General features: G+C 66.9%; 11 protein-coding genes. 7 read left to right on the top strand and 4 right to left on the bottom strand.

All coding sequences use genetic code 11. The features are described from left to right. Window positions 1-44: 44 nt before the first annotated feature. The 3 genes from AB4Y35_RS18455 to AB4Y35_RS18445 all read left to right on the top strand — a co-directional run bounded on the left by AB4Y35_RS18455 (window position 45) and on the right by AB4Y35_RS18445 (window position 4,594). A complete protein-coding gene (locus AB4Y35_RS18455; RefSeq protein ID WP_368705350.1) occupies window positions 45-2,486 on the top strand; it encodes a 3-hydroxyacyl-CoA dehydrogenase/enoyl-CoA hydratase family protein in 2,442 nt (813 codons plus the stop codon). A 34-nt stretch (window positions 2,487-2,520) separates the two neighbouring features. Further along, a complete protein-coding gene (locus tag AB4Y35_RS18450) occupies window positions 2,521-3,720 on the top strand; it encodes an acetyl-CoA C-acyltransferase (RefSeq protein ID WP_368705349.1) in 1,200 nt (399 codons plus the stop codon). Between the two features lie 103 nt (window positions 3,721-3,823). Further along, on the top strand, window positions 3,824-4,594 hold the full coding sequence (locus AB4Y35_RS18445) for an enoyl-CoA hydratase (protein ID WP_368705348.1): 771 nt from the start codon (window positions 3,824-3,826) through the stop codon (window positions 4,592-4,594). 14 nt (window positions 4,595-4,608) lie between these two features. Here the strand turns inward: AB4Y35_RS18445 and fdhD are convergent, their stop codons facing one another. Continuing rightward, a complete protein-coding gene (gene fdhD / locus AB4Y35_RS18440) occupies window positions 4,609-5,478 on the bottom strand; it encodes a formate dehydrogenase accessory sulfurtransferase FdhD (protein WP_368705347.1) in 870 nt (289 codons plus the stop codon). Window positions 5,479-5,653: 175 nt separating this feature from the next. On the opposite strand from fdhD, the gene AB4Y35_RS18435 reads away from it, so the two are divergent. Both AB4Y35_RS18435 and AB4Y35_RS18430 read left to right on the top strand, forming a co-directional pair. Further along, entirely contained in the window at window positions 5,654-6,136 is a 483-nt protein-coding gene (locus tag AB4Y35_RS18435; RefSeq protein ID WP_342921235.1) for a nitrate reductase associated protein, read from the top strand. Between the two features lie 248 nt (window positions 6,137-6,384). Next, window positions 6,385-9,897 carry an EAL domain-containing protein gene (locus AB4Y35_RS18430; RefSeq protein ID WP_368705346.1) on the top strand — a complete coding sequence of 1,171 codons (3,513 nt, stop codon included), beginning with the start codon at window positions 6,385-6,387 and terminating at the stop codon, window positions 9,895-9,897. A gap of 40 nt (window positions 9,898-9,937) precedes the next feature. Here the strand turns inward: AB4Y35_RS18430 and AB4Y35_RS18425 are convergent, their stop codons facing one another. Continuing rightward, the gene (locus AB4Y35_RS18425; RefSeq protein WP_028206008.1) at window positions 9,938-10,333 is read right to left on the bottom strand and encodes an acyl-CoA thioesterase; all 396 of its coding nucleotides are present in this window, start codon (window positions 10,331-10,333) and stop codon (window positions 9,938-9,940) included. Window positions 10,334-10,623: 290 nt separating this feature from the next. Between AB4Y35_RS18425 and AB4Y35_RS18420 the strand changes: the two genes are divergently transcribed. After that, entirely contained in the window at window positions 10,624-12,540 is a 1,917-nt protein-coding gene (locus AB4Y35_RS18420) for an ABC transporter ATP-binding protein/permease (protein ID WP_368705345.1), read from the top strand. Window positions 12,541-12,587: 47 nt separating this feature from the next. On the opposite strand, the gene murU is transcribed toward AB4Y35_RS18420, so the two are convergent. Both murU and AB4Y35_RS18410 read right to left on the bottom strand, forming a co-directional pair. Further along, window positions 12,588-13,298 (bottom strand): N-acetylmuramate alpha-1-phosphate uridylyltransferase MurU, encoded by a 711-nt coding sequence (gene murU / locus AB4Y35_RS18415; RefSeq protein ID WP_368705435.1) that lies wholly within the window; start codon window positions 13,296-13,298, stop codon window positions 12,588-12,590. A 62-nt stretch (window positions 13,299-13,360) separates the two neighbouring features. Next, the gene (locus tag AB4Y35_RS18410; RefSeq protein WP_368705344.1) at window positions 13,361-14,434 is read right to left on the bottom strand and encodes an aminoglycoside phosphotransferase family protein; all 1,074 of its coding nucleotides are present in this window, start codon (window positions 14,432-14,434) and stop codon (window positions 13,361-13,363) included. 247 nt (window positions 14,435-14,681) lie between these two features. On the opposite strand from AB4Y35_RS18410, the gene AB4Y35_RS18405 reads away from it, so the two are divergent. After that, entirely contained in the window at window positions 14,682-17,066 is a 2,385-nt protein-coding gene (locus tag AB4Y35_RS18405) for an LPS-assembly protein LptD (protein WP_368687550.1), read from the top strand. Window positions 17,067-17,155: the final 89 nt, after the last annotated feature.

The following is a 17,155-nucleotide window of genomic DNA, read 5'->3' as shown; positions in this document are numbered from 1 at the left end:
ACACCTCAATCCGCTCGACATTGCATACCCGCTGGAGGAACAACGTGAGCAACCTCAATATTCGCAAGGTGGCCGTGCTCGGCGCCGGCGTGATGGGCGCGCAGATCGCCGCGCACCTGATCAACGCCCGCGTGCCCGTGCTGCTGTTCGATCTGCCCGCGAAAGAAGGCCCGAAGAACGCGATCGCGCTGAAGGCGATCGAGACGCTCAAGAAGCTCTCGCCCGCGCCGTTCGGCGTGAAGGACGACGCGCAATACATCACGCCCGCGAACTACGAAGACGACATCGCGAAGCTCGCGGAATGCGACGTGGTGATCGAGGCGATCGCCGAGCGCATGGACTGGAAGCACGACCTCTACAAGAAGGTCGCGCCGCACCTCGGCCCGAACGCGATTTTCGCGACCAACACCTCGGGCCTGTCGATCACCGAACTCTCGCATGGCTTCGACGATGCGTTGAAGGCACGCTTCTGCGGCGTGCACTTCTTCAACCCGCCGCGCTACATGCACCTCGTCGAGCTGATCCCGACGACGCAGACGAAGCCCGAAATCCTCGACCAGCTCGAATCGTTCCTCACGAGCGTGGTGGGCAAGGGCGTGGTGCGCGCGAAGGACACGCCGAACTTCATCGCGAACCGCGTGGGCGTGTTCTCGATCCTCGCGGTGATCGCCGAGGCGAAGAAGTTCGGCCTGCGTTTCGACGAAGTCGATGACCTCACGGGTGCGCGCCTTGGCCGCGCGAAGTCGGCGACGTTCCGCACGGCCGACGTCGTAGGTCTCGACACGATGGCGCACGTCATCAAGACAATGCAGGACAACCTGAAGGACGATCCGTTCTTCCCGGTCTACGAGACGCCGGCCGTGCTCGCGGGTCTCGTGGCGAAGGGCGCGCTCGGCCAGAAGACGGGCGGCGGTTTCTATCGCAAGGAAGGCAAGGCCATCAAGGTGCTCGACGCCAACACGGGCGAGTACGTCGACGGCGGCGGCAAGGCCGACGAGCTGGTGGGCCGCATCCTCAAGCGTCCGCCCGCCGAGCGTCTGAAGCTGCTGCGCGAAACGCAGCATCCGCAGGCGCAGTTCCTGTGGTCGATCTTCCGCGACGTGTTCCACTACATCGGCGTGCATCTGCAGTCGATCGCGGACAACGCGCGCGACGTCGATCTCGCGATCCGCTGGGGCTTCGGCTGGAACGAAGGTCCGTTCGAAGGCTGGCAGGCCGCGGGCTGGAAGCAGGTCGCCGAGTGGGTGAAGGAAGACATCGACGCTGGCAAGGCGCTGTCGAATGCAGCGCTGCCCGCCTGGGTGTTCGAAGGCCCGGTCGCGGCGAACGGTGGCGTGCACGGTGCGGAGGGCTCGTGGTCGCCCGCCGAAGCGCGCTTCGTGCCGCGCTCGAATCTGCCGGTGTACGAGCGCCAGGTGTTCCGCGCGGCGCTGTTCGGTGAAACGAGCGCACGCGATCCGAAGACCTGGGGCAAGACGCTGTTCGAGAACGACAACCTGCGCGCCTGGGTGGACGACCGCGCGGGCGAGGACGACGTCGTCATCGTCTCGTACAAGAGCAAGATGAACACGATGGGCCCGGCCCTGCTCGACGCCCTCGTGAAGGCCATCGACATCGCGGAAGACGGCTACAAGGGCCTCGTGATCTGGCAACCGACGTCGCTCAAGCTCGGCGCGCCGGGTGGCCCGTTCTCGGCCGGCGCGAACCTCGAAGAGGCGATGCCCGCGTTCATGATGGGCGGGGCGAAGGGCATCGAGCCGTTTGTGAAGAAGTTCCAGGACACGATGCTGCGCGTGAAGTACGCGAACGTGCCGGTGATCACGGCGGTGTCGGGCATCGCGCTCGGCGGCGGCTGCGAAATCATGCTGCAAAGCGCGAAGCGCGTCGCGCACGTCGAGAGCTATGTCGGCCTCGTGGAAGTGGGCGTGGGTCTCGTGCCCGCTGGCGGCGGCCTGAAGGAAGCGGCGATTCGCGCAGCCGAAGCCGCGCAGGCGATCGGCGCGGCACCGAGCGATCTGCTCCGGTTCCTGCAGAAGTCGTTCGAAAACGCGGCGATGGCGAAGGTTTCGGCCTCGGCGCACGAAGCCCGCGCAATGGGCTACCTGAAGCCTTCGGACACGATCGTCTTCAACGTGTTCGAACTGCTCGACACGGCGAAGAAGGAAGCGCGCGCACTCTCCGCCGCGGGCTACCGTCCGCCGCTGCGCGCCACGCAGATTCCGGTGGCGGGCCGCTCGGCGATCTCGACCATCAAGGCATCGCTCGTGAACATGCGCGACGGCCGCTTCATCAGCGACCACGATTTCCTGATCGCGAGCCGTATCGCGGAAGCGGTGTGCGGCGGCGACGTCGAGGCGGGCAGTCTCGTCGACGAAGAATGGCTGCTCAAGCTCGAGCGCCGCGCCTTCGTCGATTTGCTCGGCACGCAGAAGACGCAGGAACGCATCATGGGCATGCTGCAAACCGGCAAGCCGGTGCGCAACTAAGCGGCACGACGCACACCAGATACTGGAGTAAGAGATGAGCAAACAGTTGCAGGACGCATACATCGTCGCCGCGAGCCGCACGCCCATCGGCAAGGCGCCGCGCGGCGTGTTCAGGAACACCCGCCCGGACGAGCTGCTGGTTCACGCGATCAAGTCGGCTGTGGCGCAGGTGCCGGGCCTCGACACGAGCGTGATCGAAGACGCCATCGTCGGCTGCGCGATTCCGGAAGCCGAGCAGGGCCTGAACGTGGCGCGTATCGGCGCGCTGCTCGCGGGGCTGCCGCAGAGCGTGGGCGGCGTGACCGTCAACCGCTTCTGCGCATCGGGCCTCACGGCGCTCGCGATGGCCGCGGACCGCATCCGCGTGGGCGAGTCCGACGCGATGATCGCAGGCGGCTGCGAGTCGATGAGCATGGTGCCGATGATGGGCAACAAGCCGTCGCTCTCGCCGCACATCTTCGATCGTAACGAAGACATCGGCATCGCCTACGGCATGGGCCTCACGGCCGAGAAAGTGGCGGAGCGCTGGAAAGTGAGCCGCGAGGCGCAGGACGCGTTCTCGGTCGAATCGCACCGCCGCGCGCTCGCCGCTCAGCAGGCCGGCGAATTCAAGGACGAGATCTCGCCGTACACGATCATCGAGCGCACGCCCGATCTCGCCACGGGCGAAGTGAAGGTGAAGAAGCGCCTGATCGAGCTCGACGAAGGCCCGCGCGCCGATACGACGCTCGAAGGCCTCGCGAAGCTGCGCGCGGTGTTCGCGAACAAGGGCTCGGTCACGGCCGGCAACAGCTCGCAGACTTCGGACGGCGCGGGCGCGCTGATCGTCGTCTCCGAGAAGATCCTCAAGCAGTTCAATCTCACGCCGCTCGCGCGTTTCGTGAGCTTCGCGGTGCGCGGCGTGCCGCCGGAGATCATGGGCATCGGTCCGAAGGAAGCGATTCCGGCGGCGCTCAAGGCCGCGGGCCTGAAGCAGGACGATCTCGACTGGATCGAACTCAACGAGGCGTTCGCCGCGCAGTCGCTGGCGGTGATCCAGGACCTCGGCCTCGATCCTTCGAAGATCAACCCGCTTGGCGGCGCGATCGCTCTGGGCCACCCGCTCGGCGCGACGGGCGCAATCCGCGCCTCGACGGTCGTGCACGGCCTGCGCCGCCGCAACTACAAGTACGGCATGGTGACGATGTGCGTCGGCACCGGCATGGGTGCGGCGGGCATCATCGAGCGGCTGTAAGCGTACATCCGACTGACGCATTGGCGTTATCGACACGGTTCGCAGACTTCGCGGTCTGCGGGCCGTTTTTCGTATCACGATTGGGATACGAGGAGACAGGTTTATGAGCAACGAAATCCTGGTAGCACACGAAAACGGTGTGCTCACGATCACCATCGACCGGCCTGCACGCAAGAACGCGCTCACGCCCGCGATGTATCAGGCGATGGCCGACACGCTCAACGGCGCGAACAAGGACGCCTCGGTACGCGCGGCGCTGCTGCGCGGCCACGCCGAGATCTTCACGGCCGGCAATGACATCGAAGACTTCTTGAAGGGGCCGCCCGCGGGCGCCGATTCGCCCGTGATCCGCTTTCTCGACGCCATCGCGGCGTTCGAGAAACCGCTCGTCGCCGCCGTGAAAGGGCCGGCGATCGGCGTGGGCACGACGCTGCTGCTGCATTGCGACATGGTCTATGCGGCCGACAACGCGCGTTTCGCCGTGCCGTTCTCGCAACTCGGGCTGTGTCCCGAAGCGGCTTCGTCGCTGCTGCTGCCGCGCATCGCGGGCCACCAGGGCGCGGCGGAAAAGCTGCTGCTCGGCGAGACCTTCGACGCGGCGGAAGCGCATCGCATGGGCTTCGTGAACCGCGTGCTGCCGACGGCCGAACTCGACGCGTTCGTTAGCGCGCAACTGGCGAAGCTCGTGGCGCTGCCCGCGTCGTCGCTGCGCGTGACGAAGTCGCTCATGAAGCGCGCGGACACGCACGAGATCAAGACGCGTATGAGCGAAGAGTTCGTGCACTTCGGCAAGATGCTGCTCGCGCCCGAAGCGCGCGAGGCGTTCACGGCGTTCCTCGAAAAGCGCAAGCCGGATTTCCGGCAGTTCGATTGAGCGCTAACGGCGCTTCAGGCCGTTTCGTAATCGACGTACCCGGACTCGCGGCAAAAGCTCACGAGCCGCAGTCCGGCGCGCTTTGCGATGGCGATGGCAAGCGAGGAGGGCGCCGAGATCGTCGCGACCATCGGAATGCCCACGCGCGCGGCCTTGCGCACCAGTTCGTAGCTCGCGCGGCTCGAGAGGAAGACGAAGCCCTGCTGCGAGTCGGCGCGCTCCATCACGAGCTGGCCGATGAGTTTGTCGAGCGCGTTGTGGCGGCCCACGTCCTCGAAGGCGCGCAGGATCGCGCCGTGTTCGTCGCACCACGCGGCCGCGTGCAGGCCGCCCGTGAGCTTCGTGAGCGCCTGGTGTTGCGGCAACTCGCGTGCGGCGCGCGCGATGGCGTCGGGCGCCAGGCGCGCAATGAAGCCCGTATCGGGCACCTGCTCGGGTTCGAGATCGAGCAGGTCGATGCTCTCGATGCCGCACACGCCGCAGCCGCTGCGCCCGGCGAGCGCGCGGCGCTTTTCCTTGAGCTCGACGAACGCCTGCTGCACCACGGTCAAGTGGACTTCGGCATGCGGCAGGTCCGCATCCTCGTGCCAGTACACCTCGATGTCCTGAATATCGGCGTTGCGCCCGACGATGCCTTCGGAGATCGCGAAGCCCACGGCGAACGCTTCGAGGTCGCGCGGCGTGCACATCATGACCGCATGCGAGATGCCGTTGAAAACCAGCGCGACGGGCCATTCCTGGCCCACGTGGTCCTTGCGCGTTTCCACGGCGCCGCCGCGGTGCCGATGCACGCGCAATTCGATGGCGCCAGGCTGGCCGTCGGTTTCGAGGGGATGCGTCGGCGGATTCGTCGTCGAGATCTGCGGCCGGTCTGCGGTGCTCATTGGCGTGCGGGTTGGGGTGCGAGTTGAGAGGGGCAAGCGCAAAACTCCATCAGTCCTTGTGCGGCGCGGTACCGCAGCACCGCCGGGGGACAGCGGGGCCGCGCCGCGCGCGGAAGGTTCTAAAATACCTCAAGCGGGCCGCCCGCGCTTATGCCCGCCTCGCGAGGATACCGTCATGGCATTGAACGAAGCTCCGCTGCTTTTCCGGTTCGAGGTCGACTCGTCGGAAAACCTCACCTTTATCCCGATGTGCGTGCGCTTCAACCTGGATCGCTTTGGTCTGCGCATTTCGCTCGCGCAATGGCAACTGCTGCCTTACGAGGACCGCCGGCTGCTGGCGTGTTTCCCCGTGGACGAGGACACGCAGATCGAGCCCAATTTCGACCACGCGCTCTTCGAGATGATGCGCACGCACGCGAACGTCGAACCCGAATGGTTCGCGCCCGAAGAAGCGCCGGCCTGGCGCGACGTGAATGCGGTGCCCGGCGGCATTGCGCTGCAGTCCGAGCTTGCCAGCCTGCAGGCGCCCGGCCTCGAGGACTGGGCGCAGCTCGACCCGTTCCAGCGCTACGTGCTCGCGAAGCTCGCGCGCAAGCCCGAGAGCAATCACGACTTCGCGCCGGCGATGCACGAGTTCGGGCTGGCGGTGCCGCGGTGATGCTCACCCGCTGATTCCCGCCGCGCCTGCCCGTCACGATTCATCGTCGATCCCTACCCGATTCCCGCTGACCGCGGCAGCCTCGCGCCGCCGCGGGTCGTTTTCCGCTTCTTTCTCCACCTTGACCCTCAAGACCCGGCCGGCCCTGCCGTTATTTCGGGTTGGCGCGTCAGGCGCCGACCGGTCGCGCGCAGTCGTGACCCATCATCCCGCGCTCACGGCGCGGGCGCGAACGACGCTCGGCATTCATGAACCTTCTTTTTTCGAAGCGCCAACTCATCAATCTGGCCGTCGTCGCGGCGGCCGTTGGCGCGAACGCTTTTGTCGCCTGGACGCAGATCGACGGTCAGCGCGAGATCGACCAGCGCGCGAGCCAGGCGGCGACGATCCGTCACGACCTCGACCGCTATCGCGATGCGCTTGGCAGCGGCGTGAGCGCGCTGGGCCGTTTCGCCGTGCAGGGCCAGCCGGAGTCAGCCGCCGCGCACGACGCGCGCACCGCCATGCTCGACGAAACCGCCCGCGCCCTGCGCACTGAGCTGGCCGGCAACGCCGACCTCGCGGCCCGTTTCGAGGCGCTGGCGGGGCAGGGCGCCACGATTGCGAACGAGATCGACGTGACGCTTGCGCGCGCCGAGCAACGCGTTACCGACGAGCGCGGGCAGGCGGCCGTAGCGGCGGGGGCGAGCGGGACCGTGGCAGCGCAGGCGGTACCGGCTGATGGCGCGGCCAGCCAGGAATTCGGCACGGCCATGCCCGCGAATGCCGCGCGCTCGCCCGCGGCGCCGTGGGGGGGCCGCGAGGCGCTCGCCCGCAACGCCGGCGCCGCGAAGACGGCTCAACCCGGGAGCACCGCAGACGCGCGCATGGCCGGTCATGTCGTGACCGGCACGATCCTGCCGTTGCACGCCGCAGCGGATGAGGCGGCGAGCGCCGTGACGCTGGATACCCTGACGGTGGCACCGGCTGTCACCAACGGCGCCCAGAACCCCATCACGGCGACCGCTGCGCCCGACCCGGCAACGCCGTCGCCCGCCACGGCCGCGTGGCTCGCCGGCGAATACATCCGCTTCGACAACCTCGTGGATCAGCTCGACGGGCAGATCGCGTCGCTGCAACGCGCCGAGGACCTGGCGCTCGCCGCCGCGCTCGCCGACTCGGCGCGCTCGGGCGGCCGCGCGCTGTTGCTGCTGATCGTGACGATGCTCGCGGGTGGGACGCTCCTCATCTGCACGTTCGGCGCGCGCGAGAGCGCCGCCCGCGAGAAGCTGCGCGCCGTGAGCGGCATGCGCCTGCGCAGCGAGCGCTTTCAGGGCCTGTTCGACGCGCATCCGGTGCCGATGTACGTGTTCGACCGCGAAACGCTGCGCTTTCTCGCCGTGAACGCCGCCGCGATCCAGCAGTACGGCTACAGCGAGGAAGAGTTCCTCACCATGACGATCCGCGATATCCGTCCCGCCGAAGACGTTTCGCGGCTCGAGCAACACCTCACGCGCTCGGACACGCTCACGCAGAACGTGCGCATGATGGCCGGCATCTGGCACCATCGGCGCCGCGACGGCTCGATCATCAGCGCCGACATCTCGCATCACTCGCTCACCTTCCTCGGCCGCGATGCCGTGTTCGTGCTCGCCGACGACGTGACCGAGCAGATCAAGGCCGAAGCGGAGGCGCAGCGCTCGAACCAGATGCTCGAGTCGGTGATCGACAACATCCCGCAGCGCATCTTCTGGAAGGACGCGCAGTCGCGCTATCTCGGCTGCAACATGACCTTTGCGCGCGACGCGGGGCTCGCGTATCCCGAGCAGATCATCGGCAAGTCCGACGACGACCTGCCGTGGCGCGCCTACGCCGACGGCATGCGCGAACAGGACCGCGAGGTGATCGAGTCGGGGCTGCCGCGCATCAACTATGAAGACAACCATACGATCGACGGCCTGCACCGCACGACGCTCACGAGCAAGCTGCCGCTGCTCGACGGCGACGGCCGCGTGATCGGCGTGCTCGGCTCGTACTCGGACACCACCGAAAGCAAGCGCGCCGACCTCGCGCTGCGCCTGCAAAGCCGCGCGCTCGACGCGTGCGTGAACGCCATTCTGATCACCGCGCCGGGCCCGGGCGGCAGCAATCTGATCGAGTACGCGAATCCGGCGTTTCGCCGCATCACGGGCTTCGATCCGGCCGAGGTGATCGGCCAGGACTGCCGCCTCCTGCAGCGCGACGACCGCGATCAGGACGGCCTCATCGCGGTGCGCAAGGCGCTGCTGTCCAATCGCGAGGTGAGCGCGGTGCTGCGCAACTACCGCAAGGACGGCGCGCTCTTCTGGAACCAGCTGCTGATCGCGCCGGTGCCCGATCTCGATGGCCGCATCACGCATCACATCGGCATCATCAACGACGTGACCGAGCTGATCCGCTACCAGGAGCAGCTCGAATACCAGGCGAACTACGACAGCCTCACGCTGCTGCCCAACCGCAACCTGCTGCGCGACCGTCTCCAGCACGCCCTGCTCGCGGCGCAGCGGCACGACACGGGCGTGGCCGTGGTGTTCATCGACCTCGACGGCTTCAAGAACGTCAACGACAGCCTCGGCCACAGCGTGGGCGACCGGCTGCTGGGCGTGGTGGCCGAGCGGCTGCAGCGCTGCACGCGCACGACCGACACGGTCGCGCGCCACGGCGGCGACGAGTTCGTGATCGTGCTCACCGACACCATCGACGAGAAGTCGCTGATCGGCTGGATGGAGCGGGCGCGCTCGCTGATCTCGGAGCCCGTGTGGATCGACGGCACCGAGCTGTATGTGGGCTGCAGCATGGGCGCGAGCGTCTACCCGCAGGACGGCAACGACGCCGAAACGCTCATGAAGAAGGCCGACGTCGCGATGTACCGCGCGAAGGACATGGGCCGCAACACGTTCCAGTTCTTCGAGCCCGAAATGAACGCGAATGTGGGCGCGCGTTTGAATCTCGAGCGGCGCCTGCGCCGCGCGCTGCGCGACAGCGAGTTCCTGTTGCACTACCAGCCGCAGGTGGAGATCGAGGGCGGGCGCATCATCGGCATGGAGGCGCTGGTGCGCTGGCGCGATCCGGAGGTTGGGCTCGTCTCGCCTGCGCAGTTCATTCCCGTGGCCGAGGAGAGCGGCCTGATCGGCCCGCTTTCCGACTGGGTGCTGCGCGAGGCCTGCCGGCAGAATCGCGCGTGGCAGCTCGCGGGGCTGCCGCCCGTGCGCGTGTCCGTGAACTTCTCGGCGAAGACGTTCCACCAGCGCGACATTGCGCAACTCGTGAAGGACGTGCTGCAGGAAACCGGCCTCGAAGCCTGCTGGCTCGAGATCGAGCTGACCGAGAGCACGCTCATGCGCAATGCCGAAGAGGCCGTGTCGATGTTGAACGAGCTGCACGCGCTGGGCATCGGCATCGCCATCGACGACTTCGGCACCGGCTATTCGAGCCTGAGCTACCTGAAGCGTCTGCCGGTGGACCGGCTCAAGATCGACCGCTCGTTCGTGGCCGACATCGGCACGAGCAGCGACGACGAAACGATCACGGCGGCCATCATCGCGCTGGCGCACGAGCTGCAGTTGCAGGTGATCGCGGAAGGGGTGGAGACTTCGGCGCAGTTCGCCTTCCTGCGCGAGCGCGCGTGCGACGAGCTGCAAGGCTACTTCTTCGCGCCGCCGCTACCCGGCGACGAGGCCGCGGCACTGTTGCGCGCGAGCGCAACCTACGAGGAAGCGCCCGGGCTCGCATGGACGGGTTAAGCCCGGCGCCGCGGCCGGGCGTTCGCGGCTGCGTTGCCTTTTATTCGATCGGCGGCAGCTGACGCGGGCGGCGGTCCGCGCCGGTCGCGACATAGGTGAGCGTGGCTTCCGTCACCTTGACGACTTCCTCCTGGAGGCGCATGCGCTGCGCGTACACCTCGACCTCGACGGTCACCGAGGTGTTACCGGTCTTGACGATGTCGGCGTAGAAGCTCAGCAGATCGCCCACGAACACCGGTTGCTTGAACACGAACGAGTTCACGGCGACGGTCGCGACGCGCCCGTTGGCGCGGCGGCTCGCCGGAATCGAGCCGGCAATGTCGACCTGCGCCATGATCCAGCCGCCGAAGACGTCGCCGTGAACGTTGGCGTCCGAAGGCTGCGGCACGACGCGCAGCGCAGGCGATTTTTGGGGGAGCGGGAAGGAGTCGGTCATCGGGCTTCCATGAAAAGGGATCGAACGGCGCAAGGCGTTGCGGCGCGGGCGTGGGGCCCGCCTGGGGCGCCCAGCGGCGCGCGCCGCCTTCTGCGACAATACGTTGATCAGGAATTGTACGGGAAAGCATCAGGCGCGGCGGGCGGTCGATTCGAGCCCTCCACCTGCGCGAAACCCGTCGCCAGGAACCTCACAACAGCCCCACTTGACTCGCCGCGCCGTTTGCGCCGCGCCAGCTTCCGGTCCCCGAACCGGCCCTGGCGCGCCATCTGGCACAGGCATCTCGCCCCATGCGCCGCTTTCCCGCTTCCAACGAACCCGCGCTGCCCGCCACCGGGCCGCGCAACGACTGGCAGACGATCGTTTCGCTGCTGCCTTACCTCACGGCCTACAAATGGCGCGTGGCGTTCGCGCTCACCTGCCTGATCGGCGCGAAGGTGGCCAACCTCGGCGTGCCGATCGTGATGAAGCACATCGTCGACGGTCTCGCCTCGGTGCGCCATCTCACGGCGCTCGGCCGCGCCGAGCACGCGCCCGGCATCGTGCTCGCGGGCGGCATCGGACTGCTCGTGGTGGCGTACGCCGTCGTGCGTCTGTCGACGTCGCTGTTCACCGAACTGCGCGAAATCCTCTTTTCGAAGGTGACCGAGAGCGCCGTGCGCCAGCTCGCGCTCAAGGTGTTCCGCCATCTGCATGCGCTCTCGCTGCGCTTTCACCTCGAACGGCAGACGGGCGGCATGTCGCGCGACATCGAGCGCGGCACGCGCGGCATCACACAGCTCATTTCGTACTCGCTCTACAGCATCCTGCCGACGCTCGTGGAAGTGGGCCTCGTGCTCGGCTTCTTCGCGGTGAAATACGAGGCGTACTACGCGATCGTCACGCTCATCGCGCTCGTGGCCTACATCGTGTTCACGGTGAAGGTGACGGAGTGGCGCACGCATTTCCGCCGCACCATGAACGAGCTCGATTCGCGCGCCAACGCACGCGCGATCGATTCGCTGATCAACTACGAGACCGTGAAGTACTTCGGCAACGAAGAGTGGGAGACGAAGCGCTACGACGAGAACCTGCACCGCTACCGGCAGGCCGCGATCAAGTCGCAGCACTCGCTTTCCGCGCTCAACTTCGGGCAGCAGGCGATCATCGGCACCGGGCTCGTGTTCATCCTCTGGCGCGCCACCCAGGGCGTGATGGCGGGGCGGCTCACGCTCGGCGACCTCGTGCTCATCAACACCTTCATGCTGCAGCTCTACATTCCGCTGAATTTTCTCGGCGTGGTGTATCGGGAGCTCAAGCAAAGCCTCACCGACATGGACCGCATGTTCACGCTGCTCACTGTCGAGCGTGAAGTGGCCGACGTGCCCGGCGCGCAGGCGCTCGCGGTGCGCGGCGGCGAGGTGCGCTTTGCGCACGTGAACTTCGCGTATGAGCCGTCGCGCCAGATTCTGCACGACCTGAGCTTCACGATTGCGGCGGGCACGACCACGGCCGTGGTGGGGCATAGCGGCTCGGGCAAGTCCACGCTCGCGCGATTGCTGTTCCGCTTCTACGATCTCGATCGCTCCGATCCTGGCAAAAGCGGCGGCGCCATTACGATCGACGGCCAGGATATCCGCGATGTGACGCAGGATTCGTTGCGCGCCTCGATCGGCATCGTGCCGCAGGACACGGTGCTGTTCAACGACTCGATCTACTACAACATCGCCTATGGCCGGCCCACGGCGAGCCGCGAGGAAGTGATCGCGGCGGCGCGCGCGGCGCACATTCACGCGTTCATCGAGAGCTTGCCCAAGGGCTACGACACGTCTGTGGGCGAGCGCGGCCTGAAGCTTTCGGGCGGCGAGAAGCAGCGCGTGGCGATCGCGCGCACGCTGCTCAAGAATCCGCCGATCCTGCTGTTCGACGAGGCGACGTCAGCGCTCGATTCGCGCTCGGAGCGCGCCATCCAGCATGAACTCGACCAGATCGCGCGCGATCGCACGACGCTCGTGATCGCGCACCGGCTCTCGACCGTCGTGCACGCGCAACAGATCATCGTGATGGATCACGGGCGCATCGTCGAGCGCGGCACGCATGCGCAATTGCTGCACGCGGGCGGCCACTATGCGCAGATGTGGGCGCTTCAGCAGCAGAAGGCGGGTGAAGCGTCCCAGTCGCAGGCACAACAGGGGCAGGTGGAGTTGCCGGCGGCGGGCGGACACTGAAGAAGCGCGCCGCGCCGGCGTTGGCGCGGCGCTTTGCGTTGCCGGTTTCAGCCGTGGTGCGCGCGGGTCGAATCTCGCAGCGCGGCGTCGAGCGCCTCGAGCTGCGCGGGCGTGCCGACGTTCTCCCAGACGCCTTCGTATAGCTCGCCGCTCACGCGTCCTTGCGCAATCGCCTCGCGATAGTACGGCGTGAGCGCGCGCTTCGTGCCGGGCGCGAGATCGCGGAACATACGCGTGTCATAGAGGCCGATATTGCCGAACGTGTAGCGCGGCGCGCCGTCGAGCGCGAGCCGGCCGTCGGCGCCCAGCGCGAAGTCGCCCTTCGGGTGGAACGGCGGATTCGGCACCATCACGAGATGCATGCCCGGCTGCGCTTGCGCCGCGAGCGCTTGCGCGTGCGAGTTCAGGCGCGCGAAATCGTAGGCGCTGTAGACGTCGCCGCTCACCGCGAGGAACACCTCGGGCGTGCCCGTCGACTCGATCAGCGGCAGCGCCTGGGCAATGCCGCCCGCCGTTTCGAGCGCGTCGGGCTCGGGCGAATAGTGGAGCGTCACGCCAAAGCGCTCGCCGTCGCCGAGCGCGGCTTCGATCTGCGCGCCGAGCCAGGCGTGATTGATGACGATGCGCGTGTAGCCCGCCGCGGCGAGCCGCTCGATCTGCCACACGACGAGCGGTTTGCCGCCCACGGCGAGGAGCGGCTTCGGGCAGGTGTCGGTGAGCGGGCGCATGCGCTCGCCGCGTCCGGCGGCGAAGATCATGGCGGTGCGGCCGTGGCCCGCCGTGGCCGGCGTGTGATTCGATTCGGTCATGACGGCCCGTTTCAGAAGGTGTAAGCGACTTCGACGGCGCTGCCCTGCAGCTCGTCGATGAGCCGCGCGAACGGCGCGAGCGGGCGGTAGCGGTGCGCGACCTTGCTCGCGTAGGCGAGAAAGCGCGGCAGGTCGGCCATGTAATGCGGTTTGGCGTCGCGATAGTTGATGCGGCAGAACAGGCCGAGCACCTTGATGTGGCGCTGCAGGCCCATCCACTCGAGCTGGCGGTAGAACTCGCCGAAGTCGGCATCGACGGGCAGTCCCGCTTTCTTCGCGCGCTCCCAGTAGTGCGCGAAGCAGTCGAGTTCGAACTCCTCGTCCCAGCTCAGGAACGCGTCGCGCAGCAGCGAGACGACGTCGTAGGTGATCGGGCCGTACACGGCGTCCTGGAAGTCGAGCACGCCGGGGTTGGGCGTGGCGATCATCAGGTTGCGGGGCATGAAATCGCGCAGCATGAAGCTTTGCGGCTGCGCGCGGGCGCTCGCCACGAGCAGGGCGAAGGTGCGATCGAGCACGCCGCGCGTGGCTTCGTCCACCTTGCGGCCCAGATGGCGCTCCAGATACCACTCGGGCATCAGCTCCATCTCGCGGCGCATGAAGGCTTCGTCGAACTCCGGCAGCACGCCGGGCCGCGAGCCGAGCTGCCAGCGGATCAACGCGTCGACGGCGTCGCGCATCAGTTCGCGCGAACGCGCGCCGGGGCCGGCTTCCTGCAGCGCATTCAGGTAGGGCGCGGTGCCGAGATCGGTCACGAGCATGAAGCCCGCGTCGAAATCGGCTTCGAGCACGCGCGGCACGTGGACGCCGGCCGCCTCGAGCAGCTGCGCGATCTGGGCGAATTCGCGGCTTTTTTCGGGCGGCGGGGCGTCGACGGCGATCAGCGACGTGCCGTGTGCGCCCGCGCTCGCGAGGCGGAAATAGCGCCGAAAGCTCGCGTCGGCCGAGGCCGGGGCGAGCGTTGCGAGGTCGAGGGCGTACTGGCCGGCGTGGCCGCCGAGCCAGGCGGCGAGCAGGTCGCGGCGATTGTCAGTCGGCGAGGCGCCAGGGGAAGCGGCGGGAGAATGCGCGGCAGAAAAGGTCATGAAAGCCAGAGGCAAAATCAGTGGATCAACGTCTTGCCATATAATACCCCACGACTTTTTTGACGCGACTCGCGCCAAAGCCCGCATGACGGTTCGCTCGCCGCATTCATCGTCGCTCCAGGGGGGCGATGAATTGTAATTATTTGTTTGCAGCCCGGCCTCGATCCGGTTCATCGGGAGGCGGGTGCCCAGGCGGGCCACCATCATGGAGAGGGCAGGCGGCCGGGCCGATTCGCCAAAACCATACATGCCGCCCAGACAGTTTTTCCAGACGATCTCCCCTAGTGACGACGGCGTGCCGGGCAAGCGGCGGCTCATCGCGGCACTCCTGGCCGTACCGGGTCTGGTGCCCGCGCTCGCGCACGCCCAGCTTTCGGGCGCGGCCGCGCAGCCCGAGCAGCTGGACGGCCCGTGGAGCCTGCGGATCGCACCGCAACTCGAGGATCACCCCAATGCGTCGGGCCAGCACCCGGCGACGTTCGTGCTCGGCGATTCGACGACGGGCACCGTGGACACCGACCTCGCCGTGAAAGGCGCGTCCGAGCTGCGTCAGGGTTCGAACGTGGTGAAGGGCGACGCCCTGCACTACGACCAGGACACCGACATGGCCAATGCCTACGGCAATGTCACGGTCGTACAGAACGGCACGACGTTCTCGGGGCCCGAGGCGCATTTGAAGGTCGAGGCGAACGAGGGCTTCATGCCCGCGCCGAAGTACCATTTCACGCTCACGGGCGGCTCGGGCAGCGCCGCGCGCGCCGACCTGCTGGACAGCGAGCGCTCGGTGCTCACGACCGGCACCTACACTGCGTGCCACTGCTCGACCAATCCGGCGTGGTACATCAAGGGCAGCGAGTTCGATTTCGACACCGGCAGCGACGAAGGCGTCGCGCACAACGCCGTGCTGTTCTTCCAGGACGTGCCGATCTTCGCGAGCCCGTGGCTGTCGTTCCCGCTTTCGGGCGACCGCCGCAGCGGCCTGCTGCCGCCGACGTTCTCGGTCAGCTCGACGAACGGCTACGAAATCTCGCTGCCGTATTACTTCAACATCGCGCCGAACCGCGACTTCACGTTCACGCCCGAGATCATCTCGAAGCGCGGCGTGTTCCTGCAGGGCAACTACCGGTATCTCTCGACGAATTACTCGGGTTCGATCACCGGGACCTTCCTGCCGGACGACGCGATCACGAAGACGAACCGCTACGCGCTGTTCATCCAGCACAACCAGAACTTCGGCAACGGGTTCGGCGGTTACGTCTACTACAACAAGGTCTCGGACAACACCTATCCGTCCGACCTGTCGTCGCCGGCCAACCAGTTCCTGAACGGTACTCAGACGCTGTACCAGCAGGAAGCCGGCCTCACGTACAACAACGGGCCGTGGTCCGTGCTGGGCCGCTACCAGCACTGGCAGACGGTCGAGTCGTCGACGCCGCCTTATGGCCGCGAGCCGCAGTTGAACGTGAAGTACGCGAAGTACAACGTCGGCGGCTTCGACTACGGCATGGAAGCCGACTACTCGCGCTTCCGCATCACGGAAGACAACGCGACCGAAGGCGACCGCGTCGTCTTCAACCCGTACGTGTCGTACTCCCTGATGGGGCCGGGTTACTTCGTCACGCCGAAGGTGCAGTGGCACTTCGCGTCGTACAACCTGAGCAACATCGGCCCGGCGGGCACGACCTTCGGCTCGCCGGTCGGTACGCCGAAGAGCTTCACCGAATCGATCCCGACCTTCAGCTTCGACACGGGCCTCGTGTTCGACCGCTCGGTCCACCTGTTCGGTCAGGATTACATCCAGACGCTGGAACCGCGCCTGTACTACGTGTACACGCCGTACCGCAACCAGCAGTTCGCGCCCCTTTTCGATACCGCCGAGTCGGACTTCGGCCTCGCGGAAATCTTCACGCCGAACACCTTCGTCGGCAACGACCGCATTGCCGACGCGAACCGTCTGACGGCCGCACTGACCACGCGCTTCATCGACCCGGCTTCGGGCGACGAGCGCGCGCGTTTCGTGATCGCGCAGCAGTACTACTTCCAGGATCAGCGCGTCACGCTCAACTCGGGCGAAAGCACGAGCCAGGCGACGCATTCGGACCTGATTGCGGGCGCCGCCCTGAAAATCGGGGCCGGTTTCGCTTCGGAAACGGCGTTCCAATATAATGCGGACAGCAACCAGCTCACCAAGGCGAGCATCGGTTTCGGGTACAGCCCGGGAACGAGCCGCGTGCTGAACGTGGCCTACCGCTACACGCGCGCGAACACGACGCTCGACTTCCAGCCGATCAATCAGGTTCTGATCTCGGCTCAATGGCCGTTCTCGCACCGGGTGTACGCCGTGGGCCGCTTCAACTACGATCTGAACGGCCATCGGATCGTCGACGGCCTGGTCGGCATGCAGTACGACGCCGACTGCTGGGTGCTCGGGGTCGGCCTGCAGCGTTACGCGAACGGGCTCAATACGTCGGGCACGCCGAATTCGTCAACGCGGTTTCTCGCGCAGCTTACGCTCAAGGGACTGTCGAACGTCGACAACGGGCTGGTGGCGGCGTTCCGGACGGCAGTGCCGGGGTACACGCAGCTGCCGGGTCAGGCGCCGCCGGACTCGCGCTTCACTGATTATCAATAACGCGTGATCCGGAGCGCATGGCTTGCGCCTCGGGGCAACGCGGTGTCGGTTGCATAGAGACGGGCGAAGCGTGCCCGCCAACATTGGAG

Origin of the sequence: Paraburkholderia sp. EG286A (genome assembly GCF_040965375.1) — a bacterium.
Classification (GTDB): Bacteria; Pseudomonadota; Gammaproteobacteria; order Burkholderiales; family Burkholderiaceae; genus Paraburkholderia.
Note: the sequence above shows the minus strand (reverse complement) of the source record. Positions and strands in the feature narration are given on the sequence as shown.